Raw genomic sequence first — 16,625 nt, 5'->3', positions numbered from 1 at the left:
TGAGGCCTCGGGAACGCGCGTTTAACGCAACGGCCACGATTGCGCGGGTTTCCCGTCGGCATTAGAGTTGCGCGGTTCAGGTGTCCTGACGGCGCGTTGCCGAAGGGATGAAACGGGAAGCCGGTGCGTGGTGTGCGTACACACTGCAAGGCCGGCGCTGCCCCCGCAACGGTAAGCGAGATCACGAGCGGCGAACGCCACTGTGCCTGGCACGGGAAGGCGCCGCTCAAGGCCTGCGGATCACCGCGCGCCACTCGCCAGCCCGGAGACCGGCCCGAACGATTCCTGGTGGCTCGCGGTGGGCGAGGCCGAACCACGTGTCGGTCGTTGCTGCCTGCCCGTCGTTCCGTCTTCCTCCCGTGCCTGTCGCCAGCTCATTGGACACATGAGCCGTGCGCGGGTGCACGGCGTAGAGGAACGGACATGAAGAAGACCCTGCTGGCAGCGGCGCTGCTCAGTTGCACGGTGGCGGCACAGGCTGCCGACCAGAACGAGGCGTCGGCGCTGGCCCCGGTGATCGTCACCGCCACGCGCACCGCGATCACCGCCGACGAGGCGCTGTCGTCGGTGACGGTGATCACCCGCGCCGACATCGAGCGGTTGCAGCCGCTGTCGGTGCCGGACCTGCTGACCGGCCTGCCGGGCGTGAGCTTCGCCAACAGTGGCGGCTACGGCCAGCAAACCTCGCTGTTTCTGCGTGGCACCAACTCCACCCACACCCTGCTGCTGGTCGACGGCGTGCGGGTAGCCTCGGTCAGCGCCGGGCTGGCGGCGTTCGAGCAGATTCCGGTGGAGCAGATCGAGCGCATCGAGATCGTGCGCGGCCCGCGCTCGAGCCTGTACGGCGCCGATGCGATCGGCGGCGTGATCCAGATCTTCACCCGCCGGGGTAGCCGCGACGGCGGCCTGCAGCCCTCGTTCAGCGTGACCACCGGCAGCAACCACCTGCTGCGCGGCCAGGCCGGACTGTCTGGCGGCAGCGAGCACGCCTGGTACAACCTCGGCGTCGGCGCCCAGTACACCCGCGGCATCAATGCCTGCCGCGTCGGCGCGGCCGAGGCGTTCGCCGGCTGCTTCACCGACGAGCCGGACCGCGACGCCTTCCGCAACAAGAACCTCAGCGCCAGCGGAGGCTATCGCTGGGACAGCGGCGCCGAGCTCACCGGCACCTGGCTGCGCAGCCTGGGCGAGATCCATTTCGACGGCAGCTACCAGAACCGCAGCCGCACCCTGCAGCAGGTCGCCGGCAGCAGCTTCAGCTTCAACCCGCTGGAAGCGTGGAAGACCACCCTGAGCGTGGGCCAGAACCTGGACCGCTACGACAACTACGAGAACGAGAACTTCGTCGGCTACATCTACTCGCGGCGCAACCAGGCGTCGTGGCAGAACGACCTCAGCGTGGCCAGCAACCAGCTGCTGACCCTGGGCGTCGACTGGCAGGGTGAGCACATCGACAGCGACACCGGCTTCCTCGCCAGCCGCCGCAACAATACCGGCGGCTACGTGCAGTACCAGGGCACGTTCGGCCGCAACGAGGTGCAGCTGTCGGCGCGGCGCGACCACAACGGCCAGTTCGGCAACCACAACACCGGCGCGGCGGCGTGGGGCTACCGCTTCGACGGCGGGCTGAAGCTGTCCGCCAGCTACGGCAGCGCGTTCCATGCGCCGACCTTCAACGACCTGTACTACCCATACGGCAGCGGCAATCCGGACCTGAAGCCGGAGAAATCGCGCAGCGCCGAACTGGGCCTGAGCCAGCAGCAGGATGCGTGGAACTGGGCGTTGAACGCCTACCAGACCCGCATCGACCAGCTGATCGCGCTGGACAGCAACTACTTCCCGTCCAACATCAGCAAGGCGCGCATCCGTGGCGTGGAAGGCCAGCTCGGCGCCAACCTCGCCGGCTGGCAGCTGCAGGGTTACCTGACCTGGCTGCAGCCGCGCAACGAAGATGGCGGCGCGAACGACGGCAAGGTGCTGCCGCGCCGGCGCGAGCACACCGCGCGGGTGGACCTGGACCGTCGCTTCGGTGCCTTCGGCATCGGCGCCACCGTCTTCGCCGCCGGGCGTGGTTTCGACGATGCGGCCAACCGGCACCGGCTCGGCGGCTACTCCACCACCGACCTGCGCGCCAGCTGGCATTTCGCGTCGGACTGGCAGGTGGAGGCGCGCCTGGCCAACGTGTTCGACCACCACTACGAGACCGTGTGGTACTTCAACCAGCCCGGCCGCAGCGCGTTCCTGACCCTGCGTTACAGCCCGGCCAGGCGCTGATCCTGCTGCCGCGCATGCAGGAGCCCGGTAGCGGGTTCCTGCATGCGGGTGGACTTCAGGCACATACACAGGGGCCGCGACAACTGGCATAACATCGGCATGCATGGAATGCCCGCAACGTCCCCGGCCGCGCCTCCCGCGCTTCGGTCACGCTTGCGCGCCAGGGAGGCCGCTTGAACGTCTTCGCACCGCTGGTCCGCCGGCCCGTTGGCACCTCACTGCTTGCGCTCGGACTGCTGCTGGGCGGTGTGTGGGCGTACCTGCTGCTTGGCGTGGCGGCATTCCCGTCGATCGAATTTCCCGGCGTGGCGGTGTTCGCGCAGATGCCCGGTGCCAGCGCGCAGACCATGGCCTCGACCGTGGTGGCACCGCTGGAACGCCACCTCGGGCGCATCCCCGGGGTGCGCATGATGGCTTCCAGCGCCAGCGAGGGCGGCGCGCAGATCCAGGTGATCTTCAACATGGACCGCGGCGCCGACAAGGCCGCGCGCGACGTGCAGGCGGCGATCAACGCGGCGGCGCCGGACCTGCCGCCCGGGCTGCCCAGCCCGCCTGGCTACGTCAAGTTCGACACCTCGCAGATCCCGGTGCTGCTGGTCTCGCTGACCTCCTCCAGCCTGCCGCCGGACAAGCTGTACGACCTCACCGATACCTTGCTGAAGCCGGCGGTGGCGCAGATCCCCGGCGTGGCCCAGGTGCAGGTGGGCGGCGGCACGCCGCATGCGGTGCGCATCGTGCTGAACACCAGCGCGCTGGTGGGCATGGGCATCACCGCGAACGACGTGGCCAACGCGCTGCGCGCCGCCAACGTCACTTCGCCGCAGGGCACGCTCAGCAACGGCGTCACGCGCATGACGGTGAGCGCCAACGACGCGCTGCACACGGCGCAGGATTTCGCCGCGCTGGTGGTCGCCAGCCACAACGGCGTGCCGGTGCGGCTGGCCGACGTGGCGACGATCAGCGGCGGCCAGGAAGACAAGTACGCCGCGGCGTGGTTCAACGGCCAGCGCGCGGTGGTGATGCAGGTCAACAAGCGGCCGCAGGCCAACGCGGTGGCCACGGTGATGGCGATCCGTGCGCGCCTGCCCGAACTGCGCGGGTTGCTGCCCGCCGACGCCACGATCACGCCGATCTTCGACTTCACCCCGACCACGCTGTCGGCGCTGCACGAGGTGGAGGTGGCGCTGCTGATGGGCATCGTGATGGTGGCGCTGGTGATGCTGGTGTTCCTGCGCCGGCTGCGACCCACCGTGATCGCGATGTTCAGCGTGCCGCTGTCGCTGGCCGGCGCGTTCGTGGCGATGTGGCTGCTCGGCTTCACCCTCAACATCTTCTCGCTGGTGGCGCTGGTGCTGTGCGTGGGTTTCGTGGTGGACGACGCGATCGTGGTGATCGAGAACATCGTGCGCCACATGGAACGCGGCGAGCCGCCGCTGCAGGCCGCGCTCAGCGGCGTGCGCGAGATCGGCTTCACGGTGATCTCGATTACGCTGTCACTGATCGCCGTGTTCGGGCCGATGGTGTTCGGCAACAACATGTTCACCATGCTGATGCGCGAGTTCTCGGTGACCCTGATCGCCACCATCGTGATCTCGGCGCTGGTCTCGCTCACGCTGACCCCGGCGTTGTGCGGCGCCTGGCTGGCACGCGAGCCCGCCGGCGCGCGTACGCCGGGGCGACTGGAGCGGCTGGCCGAACGCTTCGACAGCGGCATGCTGCGCGTCTACGAGCGCGCGCTGGACTGGGCGATGCACCATCGCCGGATCATGCGCTGGCAGCCGCTGATCCTGCTGGCGCTCACCATCGGCCTGGCGGTGGTGGTGGTGATGACCGCCGGCGGCGGCCTGATGCCGAAGGAAGACACCGGCCTGCTGCAGGCGAGCATCAGCGCCGACGCCAACGTCTCGCCGCTGCTGCTGGCGCAGCGCACGCAGGAGGTGGCGGCGAAGGTCAAGGCGGACCCGGCGGTGCGCGACGTTTCCGCCTTCCTCGGCGGCAACAATGGTGGCGGCGCGGTTGGCAACCAGGCCAGCCTGTTCGTCGACCTGAAGTCGCCGGGCGACCGGCCGGGCGACCGCCAGGTCAGCTCGCAGGCGGTGGTCGACCGGCTGGACAAGTATTTCAAGAACGTGCCGGACCTGGACGTATCGCTCTCGGTCAACCAGTTCATCGGCGGTGGTGGTGGCGGTGGCGGCGGCCGCGGGCAGTATGCGTTCCAGCTCGACAGCGTGGATGGCGTGCCGCTGCAGCAGCCCACCCTGAAGCTGGCGCGGGTGATGCGCGACATGAAGCAGTTCCGCAACGTCAGCACCAGCTTCGACAGCATCGGCAAGCAGCAGATGCTGCAGGTGGACCGCAACGCCGCCGCGCGGCTGCACGTGAGCCTGGCCCAGGTGGACACCGCGCTGGCCAACGCGTTCGGCCAGACCCCGGTTTCCACCATCTACTCGGACATCAACCAGTACCGCGTGGTGATCACCGCCAGCAGCGCCGAGTCGCTGAGCCCGGCCACCCTGCTCAATACCTATGTGCGCAATGCGCAGGGAAAGATGATTCCGCTGTCCGCGCTGGCGCAGATCCAGCCGCACATCGCGCCGGTCACCATCAGCCATTTCGACCAGCTCGAATCGGCCGCGATCAACTACAACCTGGCCAAGGGCGTCACCCAGGCGGATGGCCTGAAGCTGGTCGACCAGGCAATGTTCGCCGCGCAGCTGCCGCCGGGCGTGCACAAGAAGTATTCCGGCGACAACAAGAACCTGCTCGACGCGATGAACAACGCGCTGGTCATGCTGCTGGCGGTGATCCTGGTGATGTACGTGGTGCTGGGCATCCTGTACGAGAGCCTGGTCCACCCGCTGACCATCCTTTCCACCCTGCCGGCCGCCGGCATGGGCGCGTTCCTGGCGATGCTGGTCACGCATACCCAGCTGACCCTGATGTCGGTGATCGCGATCCTGATGCTGATCGGCATCGTCAAGAAGAACGCGATCCTGATGGTCGACTTCGCCCTGGTCGCCGAGCGCGACCGTGGCATGTCGCCGCCGCAGGCGATCCGTGAGGCGGCGCTGGTGCGCTTCCGCCCGATCACCATGACCACCCTGGTCGCGATGGGTGCGGCGCTGCCGCTGGCGATCGGCTTCGGCTACGGTTCGGAGATGCGCCAGCCGCTGGGCATCGCCATCCTCGGCGGCCTGTTCGTGTCGCAGTTGCTGACCTTGCTGAGCACGCCGGCGATCTACCTGTGGCAGCACGACCACCGCCAGCGCAAGGCGGCGCGGCGCCAGCTGCGGGCCGAGATCAAGCGCCAGCGGCTGGTGCAGCAGCAGATGCCGGCCCTGCCGAAATAGCCGCGGCCACGACCCCTGCCTTCCGGCAGGGTGCGGACTTCAGGCACATACGCCCGGGCGTGCCAGAGGGCATAAAGTGGGCATGAACGGAACTCTTGCCCTATTCTCGCCGTCCCTACGCTGGTCCAGTCTGCGTCCGCACTGGCGGATGGAAGCGCCATGAACATCTTTGCCCCGCTGATCCGTCGCCCGGTCGGCACCTCGCTGCTTGCGCTCGGCCTGATGCTGGCCGGGCTGTGGGCGTACCTGCTGCTCGGCGTGGCTGCGCTGCCGTCGCTGGATTTCCCGGGTGTCTACGTGGTGGCCAGCCAGCCTGGCGCCAGCGCGCAGACCATGGCCAACACCGTGCTGGCGCCGCTGGAGCGGCACCTGGGGCGCATTCCCGGCGTCGACGAGATGTACGGCAACGCCAACGAAGGCACCGCCTCGGTGATGGTGCGCTTCACCTTCGACCGTACCGCCGACAGCGCCGCCCGCGACGTGCAGGCGGCGATCAACGCGGCCGCGGTCGACCTGCCGACCGGCATGCCGTCGCCGCCGCAGTACTTCAAGTTCGACACCTCGCAGATCCCGATCCTGTTCCTCACCCTGACCTCGACCGGCCTGCCGCAGGACCAGCTGTTCGACCTCGCCGACACCATGCTGAAGCCCGCCGTGGCGCAGATCGACGGTGTGGCGCAGGTGCAGGTGTTCGGCGGCACGCCGCATGCGGTGCGGATCGAGCTGGACAACAACGCGCTGGCGGCCAAGGGCCTCACCACCAACGACGTGGCCAATGCGCTGCGCGCGGCCAACGTCACCTCGCCGCAGGGCACGCTGAGCGACGGCCGCACGCAGATGACGGTCAGCGCCAGCGATAGCCTGCAGACACCGGCCGAGTTCGCCCGCCTGCTGATCTCGGTGAAGAAGGGCACGCCGGTGCGGCTGTCCGACGTGGCGCGGGTCTACGGCGGGCAGCAGGACGAATACCAGGCGGCCTGGTTCAACGACGCGCGCACGGTCGGCCTGCAGATCAGCAAGCGACCGGAGGCGAACGCGGTGGCCACGGTGGAGGCGATCCGCGCCAGGCTGCCGCAACTGCGCGCCTCGCTGCCGCAAAACGTGACGATGACACCGGTGTTCGACCTCACCCAGACCACCAAGTCGGCGCTGCACGAGGTGCAGGTGGCGCTGCTGATCTCGATCGTGATGGTGGTGCTGGTGATGCTGGTGTTCCTGCGCCGGCTGCGGCCGACCCTGATCGCCACGCTGAGCGTGCCGCTGTCGCTGGCCGGCGCGTTCGTGGTGATGTGGACGCTGGGCTACACGCTCAACACCCTGTCGCTGGTGGCGCTGGTGCTGTGCATCGGCTTCGTGGTGGACGACGCGATCGTGGTGATCGAGAACATCGTGCGGCACATGGAGCGCGGCGAGCCGCCGATGCAGGCGGCGCTGACCGGCGTGCGGGAGATCGGCTTCACGGTGATCTCGATCACCCTGTCGCTGGTGGCGGTGTTCGCGCCGCTGCTGTTCGGCAACAACATGCTGGTGATGCTGCTGCGCGAGTTCTCGGTGACGCTGACTGCGGCGGTGGTGATCTCGGCGCTGGTCTCGCTCACACTCACCCCGGCGCTGTGCGCCTACCTGCTGACCCATGAGCCGGAGCACGCCAAGGCGCCCGGGCGGATCGAGCGGGCGGTGGAGCGCTTCGACCGCAAGCTGCTGCACGTCTACGAGCGCGCGCTGGACTGGGCGATGCACCATCGCCGGATCATGCGCTGGCAGCCGTTGACCCTGCTGCTGCTCACCTTCGCGCTCGGCTTCGCGGTGGCGAAGACCGCCGGCGGCACCTTCATGCCCGACGAGGACACCGGCCAGCTGCAGGTGGACATCAACGCCGACGCGAACATCTCGCCGGCGCAGATGACCGAACGCACGCTCGCCGTGGCCAAGATCATGCAGGCCGACCCGGCCGTGCTCGACCAGCTCACCATGCTTGGTCGCGACGGCGGCGGTGGCGGCGCGGTGGGCAACAACGCACAGATGTTCGTCGACCTGAAGCCGCGCGGCAGCGGTCCAGGCCAGCGCAACGAGGGCATCAAGCAGGTGGTCGAGCGGCTGTCCAAATACTACGACAAGCTGCCCGGCGTGAAGGTCTCGGTCAGCGCCGCGCAGTTCCTCGGCGGCGGCGGCAGCGGCGACGGTGGCGGCCAGTACGAATTCCAGCTGGTCAGCACCAATGGCGGCGACCTGCAGCCGTGGGCGCTGAAGATGGTGCGGCAGCTGCGCACGGTCAAGGAATTCCGCGACGTCACCAGCAATTTCGACCAGGTCGGCAAGCAGCAACTGCTGAAGATCGACCGCGAGGCTGCCGGGCGCCTGCACGTCGGCGTCGGCACCATCGACTCCGCGCTGTACAACGCGTTCGGCCAGCGCCAGGTGTCGCAGATCTATTCCGACATCAACCAGTACGCGGTGGTGCTCAGCACCGGCGCGGCACTGAGCGTGAGTCCCGAGTCGCTGCTCAACGTGCACGTGCGCAACGACCAGGGGCGGATGATCCCGCTGTCCGCGCTGGCGACCATCGAGCCGGACATCAGCCCGCTGCGGATACGCCACCACAACCAGCTCGAAGCGGCCACGATCAACTACAACCTGGCCAAGGACGTGCCGCAGGACCTCGGCGTCAAGCTGGTCGAGCAGGCCGCCTATGCGGTGGGCCTGCCGGCCGGCATGAAGGTGGATTTCACCGGCGCCAACCAGCGCCTGAAGCAGGCCCAGTCCAACGGCATGGTGCTGCTGCTCGGCTCGATCCTGGCGATGTACATCGTGCTGGGCATTCTCTACGAAAGCCTCGGCCATCCGCTGACGATTCTCTCCACCTTGCCCGCCGCCGGCGCCGGCGCGTTCCTTGCCATGCTGGTCACCCAGACGCAGATCTCGATGATGGCGATCATCGCGATCCTGATGCTGATCGGCATCGTCAAGAAAAACGCGATCCTGATGGTCGACTTCGCACTGGTGGCCGAACGCGAGCGCGGCTTGCCTGCGCCCGAGGCGATCCGCGAGGCGGCACTGGTGCGCTTCCGCCCGATCACCATGACCACCCTGGTCGCGATGGGCGCGGCGCTGCCGCTGGCGATCGGCTTCGGCATTGGCTCGGAAATGCGCCAGCCGCTGGGCATCGCCATCGTCGGCGGTTTGCTGGTATCCCAATTGCTGACGCTGCTGAGTACGCCGGCGATCTACCTGTGGAACTACGACCGCAAGATCCGCAAGGCCGCACGCAAGGAACGCAAGGCGGAGAAGAAGCGGCTCAAGGCGCTGGGCGGGCCGCAGACCGCGTCCTGATTGATCTGTTGGCGTGGTTGTCCATTCGTCGGAGGTTGTCCGTGATATCGCGGTCAGGCCGGCGCGGTCTCTGCTCTTGTCGCGCCGATGCTGCGCAGCGACGAGCTGGTCATGCAACTCAAGGCAATGGCTGTCAGCGTCAGGCCTGCCCCGGTGAACAAGGTCGCCAGCGAGATCACCTTCAGCAGACTGCCGGCGATGGCGGCCGACAGCGGGCCCAGCCCCATGAAGGTGAACATCAGTACGCTCATGGTGCGGCCCATCATCTCCGGCGCCACGCGGCGCTGGATCCAGCTGACGATGGCGATCTGCGCGATGCCGGCGAGCACGCCGACACCGGCCAGCAACACGGCGCCGGCCAGGGTCGAGTGCACCAGGGCCATCGTGGCCAGGGCCAGTCCGGCAAGGCTGTCTATGCCCAGCACCATCAGGCCGAGCCGTCCGCGTACCAGCTTCGACGCGACGCCGGAAAGAAAACTGCCCAGCAGCATGCCGCCACCGTTCGCGGTCATCAGGATGCCCAGCGATGCGGCGCCCAGATCCAGCCGGGTATCGGCCAGCACCGGCAGGCCTACCTGGATCGGGCCGCCGACAAACACGGACACCACGGCGGCGTAGAGGATGAACGCGCGCAGCGGAAGATCGGCCCAGATATTGCGGACACCGCTCGCCACGCTGGCCAACAGGCTGCCGGCCGGTGCCTTCGGATGGTGATCGCTGTGGATGCGGATCAGCATCAGCGAGCCGAGCGAGAACAGGAAGCTCACCGCGTCGATGCCGAAGGCCAGCCCGAGTCCGGCGGAATCGGTCACGCCTTTGCCGTGATCAGCGTGCGCACCGGCACTGATCAGCAGTCCGGCGATCGCCGGGCCGACAATCATGCTCAGCTGGCGCATGCCCATGAACAGAGCGTTGGCCGGTTGCAACTGCTGCGGCTGAATCAGTTGCGGCAGGATGGCCGAACCCGCCGGATAGGCGAACGCGGTAGACAGGCCGATACCCAGCGCGAGCGCGTAGATCATCCACATCTGGATCGCCCCGGCCACGACCAGCACGGTCAGCAGGCTGACCAGCAAGGCATTGATTCCGCGCGCACCCAGCAGCACCCGCCGCGGCGACATGCGGTCCACTACTGCGCCGCCGATCAGCATGAAGGCGGCACGCGGCAGCGCCATCGCGGCGAGCACCAGGCCGAGTGCCGCCGGATCGCCGGTGAGCTTCAGTACCAGCCACGGCAAGGCCACCAGGGTGAACTGATCGCCGATGGCCGAGATCGTGCTGCCGCCGAACAGCAGGGTGAAGTTGTGGTTGGCGAACAGCGATGATCGGGTGGCGGCTGACATTGGCATTCTCTGGATGTGTGGCTGGAGCAACGCCCGTGCGGCACTTTGCCGGGTTTGCCGTGTATTTGTGTGTCCGGCACCGCGTCGTCAATCGTGGAAGTGGTGGCGCTGCGCATGCCACCAGCGCCCCCAGACCACGCCGATCAGCACGGACAGGCCGCCGAACGCGAGCGCCGGTACGCGCGCATCCCCGAGGTCGGTGCGTATGAACGGGTCGATGACCGAGTAGGCCATGCTTGCCGCAAGCAGCACGAAGCCTGCCCTCCAGGCGAACAGCATCCGGCGATAGATGCCATGGGCGACGAGGAGCATCGCGATGGAAGCAGCCCCGGCGACCATGCGCAGCGTATCGTTTGCATAGTGCGTGATCACGGATCCGCCGGGGCCGCCGCGATAGGTCTGGATGCCGGTGATCGCCGACACAAGGCCCAGGAACCCGAACAGAACGAACAGCCCGGTCATCGCGTAGATGAAGGTGGGTGTCCCGCCTGCCGCTGCATGACCGGCAGCCGCCGCGTTCCGGCCTGGCGCGTAGGTATCCGATGGCGCCCGCAGCGCGGTGCATATGACATCAGTGAGCCAGACAGGGTCGTTCCGGGAAAACCACCGGCCCAGCGCCGTCAGCCCGACGCCGAAGCCCAGCATGCCGACGGCCGCCAGCGGGAACATGAGGGCCTTCGGCGATGCCGTGGCGGCCACCGAGCCGGCTACCGTGAACAGCGCGAGCATGCCAAACCAGAACGCCATGAATACTTTCACCAACAGCATCATGGTGAAGCGGCCGCGCAGCACCACCTTGCCCTGTCGCTGCTCAAACCTGCCGATGAAGAACGGCTTGAACGAATTGCCGACCATCGGAATGACCCGCTGCAACGACACGCGGTTTTCCCTTACCGTGCCGGCAGCGCATTCCTGCGTGGCGAACGGAAACGACCAGCGGCGCGTGGTGGCCCGCAGGCGCTCCACCGATTCGGTCACGCCGAACGCGCTTACGAATTCGACGGGTTCGGAGCCTACCCAGACGTGCTTGATCCAGCGGAACATGCCACCCCCCATGACAGGACTCGCGTTTACCGATCATCGCAGATCGTGCGCCATGCCATCCATGCCGGCGGGGCAGGCTGCATGCCACGGGCGCTGCTTGATCCGGCTTGCTATGGTGGCGTCTTTCCGCCGAACGGATGAAACCCATGCGACTGCGCCCGGCCGCCTTGCTGACCGCCCTTGCCCTTCTCGCCACCACGCTGGCGGCGCCGCCCGTGGCGGCCGCCGAGCTGGCCATTCCACCGATCGCCTACCACCAGCGCATTTTGCCGAACGGCCTGCAGGTGCTCAGCGTGGAGGACCATGCCAGCCCGAACGTGGCGGTACAGGTGTGGTACCACGTGGGCTCGAAGGATGATCCGCAGGGCCGCTCGGGCTTCGCGCATCTGTTCGAGCACCTGATGTTCAAGAGCACCAAGCACATGCACGCCGAACAGTTCGACCGGCTCACCGAGGACGTGGGCGGTGCCAACAACGCGTCCACCGGCGACGACGTCACCAACTACTTCGAGGTGGTACCCAGCAACCATCTGCAGACCCTGTTGTGGGCCGAAGCCGAGCGGCTGTCCAACCTCAACGTGGACGAGGCGAACTTCAAGTCCGAGCGTGCGGTGGTGCAGGAGGAATACCGCCAGAGCGTGCTGGCCAACCCGTATGGCAAGCTGTTCAACGCGATCGACCCGCACTCTTACACCGTGCATCCGTACAAACGCCCGACCATCGGCAGCATCGAGGACCTGGACGCAGCCACGCTGCCGGACGTGATCGCGTTCCATAAAACCTTTTACCGCCCGGACAACGCCACCCTGATCGTCGCCGGCGATTTCGACCCGAAGCAGCTCGATGCGTGGGTCGACCAGTATTTCGGCTGGATCCCGAAGCCGGCTACGCCGATTCCGCAGGTCACTGCGCGGGAACCGGTGCGCAAGAAGAACCTGCGCTACACCGTCACCAGCGAGACCGCGCCGCTGCCGGCGGTGGCGATCACCTGGCTGCTGCCGCCGGCTTCCGACACGGCCGACAGCATCCCGCTCAAGGTCGCCGCCGCGCTGCTGGCGCAGGGCGATTCCTCGCGGCTGTACCAGTCGCTGGTGTATCGCCACCAGGTGGCCCAGCAAGCTGGTGCCGACGCCGACGGCCGGGTCGGCCCGGGCCTGTTCACCGCCTACGCGATCCTCGCCAGCGGGCACCAGCCGGCCGAGGCCGAGAAGCTGCTGCACGAGGAAATCATCTGGCTGGCCACCCAGCCGATTCCCGCCGCCGAGCTGGACAAGGTGAAGACGCAGCTGCTGACCAGCGAGCTGAAGCAGCGACAGACCGCGCAGGGCCTGGCCTTCGCACTGGGCCAGGCGGCGCTGATCGACGGCAGCCCGGAGCACGTCAACACCGACCTGGCCGCGCTGCAGAAAGTCAGCGAACAGGACGTGCACCGCGTGCTGCAGAAATACGTCACCGGCGCGCACAGCGTCACCATCGACTACCTGCCGCAGCCCGCCGGGGCAGCGACGACATCGGGAGCAGCGAAATGAGCCGTCGGATGCATGCCTGCCGCCTGGCCGTCTTTACGGCCATCCTTGTCGCTGCCGGAAGCGCCGCGGCAACCGACTTTCCGGCCACGCCACCCGCGCCCGGTCCTGCGCCCAGGCTGAGCGTGCCGACACCGTCGACGCAGACTCTGGCGAACGGACTGCGGGTGGTCAGCGTGCGCCGCGCCGGCCTGCCGCTGGTCACCGCGCAGCTGATCGTGCGCAGCGGCGGCGAGATGGACCCGCCGGCGCTGGCCGGCCTGGCCGACCTCACTGCGAACCTGCTGAGCAAGGGCGCCGCCGGCAAGAGCGCGCCGCAGATCGCCGCCGCCGCCGAGGCACTGGGCGGCTCGCTGGATGCCGCCGCCGGCTGGGACGAAAGCGCGGTCGGCATCACCGTGACCACGCCGAAGCTGGCGCAGGCGCTGGGCCTGCTGGCCGAGGTGGTCAGGCAACCCGATTTCAGCGCGGAGGAGTTGAAGCGGGCGCAGGCGCAGGCGCTCGACGACCTGCGCCTGACGCTGAGCCGGCCCACCGCGCTGGCCTCGCTGGCGGCCAGCCGCGGCGTGTTCGGCGACGGCGCATACGGCCATTCGCGCGGCGGCACGCCGGCCTCGATCGCGCGGATCGGTCGCGCCGACGTGCAGCGGTTGCACGCGGCGCTGTACCGGCCGGACAACGCGATTCTGGTGCTCGCCGGCGACATCACCCCGGCGCAGGCGCAACAGCTGGCGCAGGCCAGCTTCGGCGACTGGGCCAAGCCGGCCACGCTGCTGCCGGCGCGGCCAGCGGGCAAGGCCGCCAGCCAGCTGCCGGCGGTCGTGCTGATCGACCAGCGCGGTGCCGGCCAGGCCGGCGTGGTGGCGGCGCATGCCGCGCCATCGCGCGGCGACGACGGCTACTACGTGGGCACGCTCGCCAACGCCGTGCTCGGCGGCTCGTACTCGGCGCGCCTGAACGAGGAGATCCGCATCAAGCGCGGCCTGTCCTACGGCGCCGGCAGCAACCTGATGCCACGCCGCGACGCCGGCCTGTGGCTGGCCTCGGCGCAGACCAAGAACCCGTCGGCGGCGCCGGTGGTCGAGCTGATGCTGGGCGAATTCAAGCGGCTGGGCAGCACGCGGGTTTCGGCCGACGAACTGGCCGCGCGCAAGGCCACCCTGATCGGCGGCTACGGCCGCAGCCTGGAAACCACCGCCGGCCTGGCCGAACAGGTCGGCGAGCTGGCGGTGTACGGCGTGCCGCTGGGTGAGATCGGCAAGTACATCGAACAAGTGCAGGCGGTGACACCGAAGCAGGTCCAGAAGTACGCGGACAAGCACCTGGATGCCGGTGCCGGCACGGTGGTGGTGGTCGGCGACGCCGCGCAGTTCGCCGCGGGCATTCGCAAGGCGCATCCGCAGGCCGTGCTGCTGGAAGCGACCGCGCTGGACCTGGACAGCCCGACCTTGCAACCGGCGGGCAGAAAATAACGGCCTTGACCGTGTCGTCACCGAACCCCGGCCATCGTGCCGGGGTTTTTACATCGCGGGGGCAACAATCTGTTGCCGAAATCGCACCAAGAAGGGGCTTCGCCCGGCACCGGCTGTTTTGTAAACTACGCGGTACATAAAAGGATTCCCATCGCGAGGTTGCCCCATGTCCCTTCGTCCTCTCTTTCGCAGCGCACTCGTACTGGCCCTGGTCACCGCCGCGCTGCCGGCGGCCGCCACCCGCTTCGAAGTGCAGGCCGGCCGCAGCAACTCGAACGGTTACGGTGCGAACACCGCCTTCGTCGAGGCGGTGTTCGCGCCGCAACCGCTCGGCCGGACGCGCTTCACCTGGTCACCGGATGTTTCGCTCGGCTGGATCGACGGCCGCCGCGTGGCGAGCGACAACAGCCGTTACACCAACCGCGACTCGGTAGCGCTGCTTGCCGCAGGCGCGCGCTTCCATCTGGGCGATGCCGGCGACTGGTACCAGCCGCTGTTCTTCAGCGAACAACTCGCCGCCACCAACCACGCCACCCACGCGCTTTCCAGCCACTACCAGTTCGTCAGCACGCTGGGCTGGCAGGCGAAGCATTTCAGCGTGGCGCTCCGACATGTCTCCAATGGCGGCCTGCATCGCCCGAACACCGGCGAGACGATGGCGCTGGTCGGCGTCGCCTTCGACATCTGACGCCACTCCCACGCGGGGCGGCCCCATGCGGGGGCCGTCCCGTCGATGCATGCCGTGGATTCAGTGGCCGCCGGAAACCGGGCGCGCCTTCGGCGTGAACGGCGGCCTGGCCAGCCAGATCACCAGCACCAGCGCCAGGAAGATCCAGCCCAGCGCGTGGAACACCTCGTTGAACGAGATCTGGTAGGCCTGCTGCGTGATGATGTCGTTGAGCACGCCGGCGGCGGCTTGCTGGTTGCCTTGGCCGACCTGGTGCATCGCGGCCTGCGCCGTCGGGCTGTAGGCGGTGATGTGCTCGGTCAATTGCTCGTGGTGGCTCACCGCGCGGCGCTCCCACAGCAAGGTGGTGAGCGAGGCGGAGAAGCTGCCGCCCAGCGTGCGCAGGAAGGTGGCCAGGCCGGAGCCGGAGGCGATCTCGTTCTGCTGCAGGTCCGACAGCAGGATGGTCAGCACCGGCATGAAGAACAGCGCCACGCCCAGGCCCTGCCACAGCTGCACCATCGCCACGTGGTAGAAGTCGATGCCGATGAAGAAGTCCGAGCGCATGAAGCAGGTGCCGGCCATCACCACGAACGCGATCGAGGCCAGCATGCGCAGGTCGAAGCGGGTGGCGTACTTGCCCACGAAGAAGGTCAGCAGCACCGGCAGCACGCCGATCGGCGCGGTGGCAAAGCCGGCCCAGGTCGATGTGTAGCCGAGGTTGCGCTGCAGCCACAGCGGCACCAGCAGGCCGATGGCGAAGAACGCCGCGTAGGCCAGGATCAGCGCGATGGTGCCGGCGGTGAAGTTGCGGTGGCGGAACAGGCGCAGGTCGACGATCGGGTCCTTGTCGGTCAGCTCCCAGATCAGGAACACCGCGATGCCGATCGCCGAGACGATGCTGGTGACGATGATGAAGCTGGAGTTGAACCAGTCCTCGTCGTTGCCCTTGTCCAGCACGATCTGCAGCGCGCCCACGCCGATGATCAGGCTGATCAGGCCGACATAGTCGACCTTCGGCCGCTCGGTCTTCTCCACTTTCGCGCGCAGCTGGTTGGCCACCACCATGCTGGCGAAGATGCCGATCGGCACGTTGATGAAGAAGATCCACGGCCACGAGTAGTTGTCGGTGATCCAGCCGCCGAGGATCGGCCCGGCGATCGGCGCCACCACCGTCACCATCGCCAGCAGCGCCAGCGCCATGCCGCGCTTGGCCGGCGGATAGATGCCGATCAGCAGGCTCTGCGTGATCGGGTACATCGGCCCGGCCACCGCGCCCTGCAGCGCGCGGAACAGGATCAGCATGCCCATGCTCTGCGACACGCCGCACAGGAACGAGGTCAGCGCGAACAGCAGCGTGCAGGCGGTGAACAGCCGCACCTCGCCGAAGCGGCGGCTGAGGAAGCCGGTCAGCGGCAGCGCGATCGCCATGCTCACCGCGAACGAGGTGATCACCCAGGTGCTCTGGTTGTTGCTGACGCCGAGGTTGCCGGCGATGGTCGGCAGCGACACGTTGGCGATGGTGGTGTCCAGCACCTGCATGAACGTGGCCAGCGACAGGCCGATCGTGCTCAGTGCCAGGTTGGGCGGGCGGAATTCGGTGGTCATCGGGATCGGTC

Annotated in this window: 9 protein-coding genes and 1 riboswitch; of the genes, 6 read left to right on the top strand and 3 right to left on the bottom strand. The window is 68.0% G+C overall.

Annotated features, from left to right (window positions below; all coding sequences use genetic code 11):
- Positions 1–61 precede the first annotated feature (61 nt).
- Positions 62–293, top strand: a riboswitch (cobalamin riboswitch).
- A gap of 130 nt (positions 294–423) precedes the next feature.
- The 3 genes from btuB to IMW82_RS15660 all read left to right on the top strand — a co-directional run bounded on the left by btuB (position 424) and on the right by IMW82_RS15660 (position 8,954).
- Positions 424–2,274: a TonB-dependent vitamin B12 receptor gene (btuB, locus tag IMW82_RS15670; protein ID WP_211005227.1), complete on the top strand. Its 1,851-nt coding sequence runs from the start codon at positions 424–426 to the stop codon at positions 2,272–2,274.
- Between the two features lie 173 nt (positions 2,275–2,447).
- Positions 2,448–5,624, top strand: coding sequence for an efflux RND transporter permease subunit (locus tag IMW82_RS15665; protein ID WP_211005226.1), 3,177 nt, complete (start codon positions 2,448–2,450; stop codon positions 5,622–5,624).
- A gap of 159 nt (positions 5,625–5,783) precedes the next feature.
- On the top strand, positions 5,784–8,954 hold the full coding sequence (locus IMW82_RS15660; protein WP_211005225.1) for an efflux RND transporter permease subunit: 3,171 nt from the start codon (positions 5,784–5,786) through the stop codon (positions 8,952–8,954).
- Positions 8,955–9,007: 53 nt separating this feature from the next.
- Here the strand turns inward: IMW82_RS15660 and IMW82_RS15655 are convergent, their stop codons facing one another.
- Together IMW82_RS15655 and IMW82_RS15650 are read right to left on the bottom strand one after the other, a co-directional pair.
- Positions 9,008–10,297, bottom strand: a complete 1,290-nt coding sequence (locus tag IMW82_RS15655; RefSeq protein WP_211005224.1) for an MFS transporter — start codon at positions 10,295–10,297, stop codon at positions 9,008–9,010.
- Positions 10,298–10,384: 87 nt separating this feature from the next.
- Complete coding sequence (locus tag IMW82_RS15650) at positions 10,385–11,341, bottom strand: hypothetical protein (RefSeq protein ID WP_211005223.1); 957 nt, start codon at positions 11,339–11,341, stop codon at positions 10,385–10,387.
- Positions 11,342–11,487: 146 nt separating this feature from the next.
- Here IMW82_RS15650 and IMW82_RS15645 point away from each other — a divergent pair, with 146 nt between their 5' ends.
- The 3 genes from IMW82_RS15645 (at position 11,488) to IMW82_RS15635 (ending at position 15,027) form a co-directional block, all read left to right on the top strand.
- Positions 11,488–12,870: a pitrilysin family protein gene (locus tag IMW82_RS15645; RefSeq protein ID WP_211005222.1), complete on the top strand. Its 1,383-nt coding sequence runs from the start codon at positions 11,488–11,490 to the stop codon at positions 12,868–12,870.
- The gene (locus tag IMW82_RS15640; RefSeq protein ID WP_211005221.1) at positions 12,867–14,339 is read left to right on the top strand and encodes a pitrilysin family protein; all 1,473 of its coding nucleotides are present in this window, start codon (positions 12,867–12,869) and stop codon (positions 14,337–14,339) included. The genes IMW82_RS15645 and IMW82_RS15640 overlap by 4 nt, the downstream gene beginning before the upstream one ends.
- Positions 14,340–14,505: 166 nt before the next feature.
- Positions 14,506–15,027 (top strand): acyloxyacyl hydrolase, encoded by a 522-nt coding sequence (locus IMW82_RS15635; protein WP_211005220.1) that lies wholly within the window; start codon positions 14,506–14,508, stop codon positions 15,025–15,027.
- Positions 15,028–15,087: 60 nt separating this feature from the next.
- On the opposite strand, the gene IMW82_RS15630 is transcribed toward IMW82_RS15635, so the two are convergent.
- Positions 15,088–16,614 (bottom strand): DHA2 family efflux MFS transporter permease subunit, encoded by a 1,527-nt coding sequence (locus tag IMW82_RS15630; protein WP_211005219.1) that lies wholly within the window; start codon positions 16,612–16,614, stop codon positions 15,088–15,090.
- Positions 16,615–16,625 lie beyond the last annotated feature (11 nt).

Origin of the sequence: Rhodanobacter sp. B2A1Ga4 (assembly GCF_018101315.1) — a bacterium.
GTDB lineage: Bacteria > Pseudomonadota > Gammaproteobacteria > Xanthomonadales > Rhodanobacteraceae > Rhodanobacter > Rhodanobacter thiooxydans_A.
This window is presented reverse-complemented; position numbering and strand designations above follow the sequence as displayed.

Bases quoted from the DNA above. Each gene is read 5' to 3' on its own strand.
- btuB (WP_211005227.1), top strand. From the start codon at position 424: ATGAAGAAGACCCTGCTGGCAGCGGCGCTGCTCAGTTGCACGGTGGCG.
- IMW82_RS15640 (WP_211005221.1), top strand. From the start codon at position 12,867: ATGAGCCGTCGGATGCATGCCTGCCGCCTGGCCGTCTTTACGGCCATC.
- IMW82_RS15650 (WP_211005223.1), bottom strand. From the start codon at position 11,341: ATGTTCCGCTGGATCAAGCACGTCTGGGTAGGCTCCGAACCCGTCGAA.
- IMW82_RS15645 (WP_211005222.1), top strand. From the start codon at position 11,488: ATGCGACTGCGCCCGGCCGCCTTGCTGACCGCCCTTGCCCTTCTCGCC.
- IMW82_RS15630 (WP_211005219.1), bottom strand. From the start codon at position 16,614: ATGACCACCGAATTCCGCCCGCCCAACCTGGCACTGAGCACGATCGGC.
- IMW82_RS15635 (WP_211005220.1), top strand. From the start codon at position 14,506: ATGTCCCTTCGTCCTCTCTTTCGCAGCGCACTCGTACTGGCCCTGGTC.
- IMW82_RS15655 (WP_211005224.1), bottom strand. From the start codon at position 10,297: ATGTCAGCCGCCACCCGATCATCGCTGTTCGCCAACCACAACTTCACC.
- IMW82_RS15660 (WP_211005225.1), top strand. From the start codon at position 5,784: ATGAACATCTTTGCCCCGCTGATCCGTCGCCCGGTCGGCACCTCGCTG.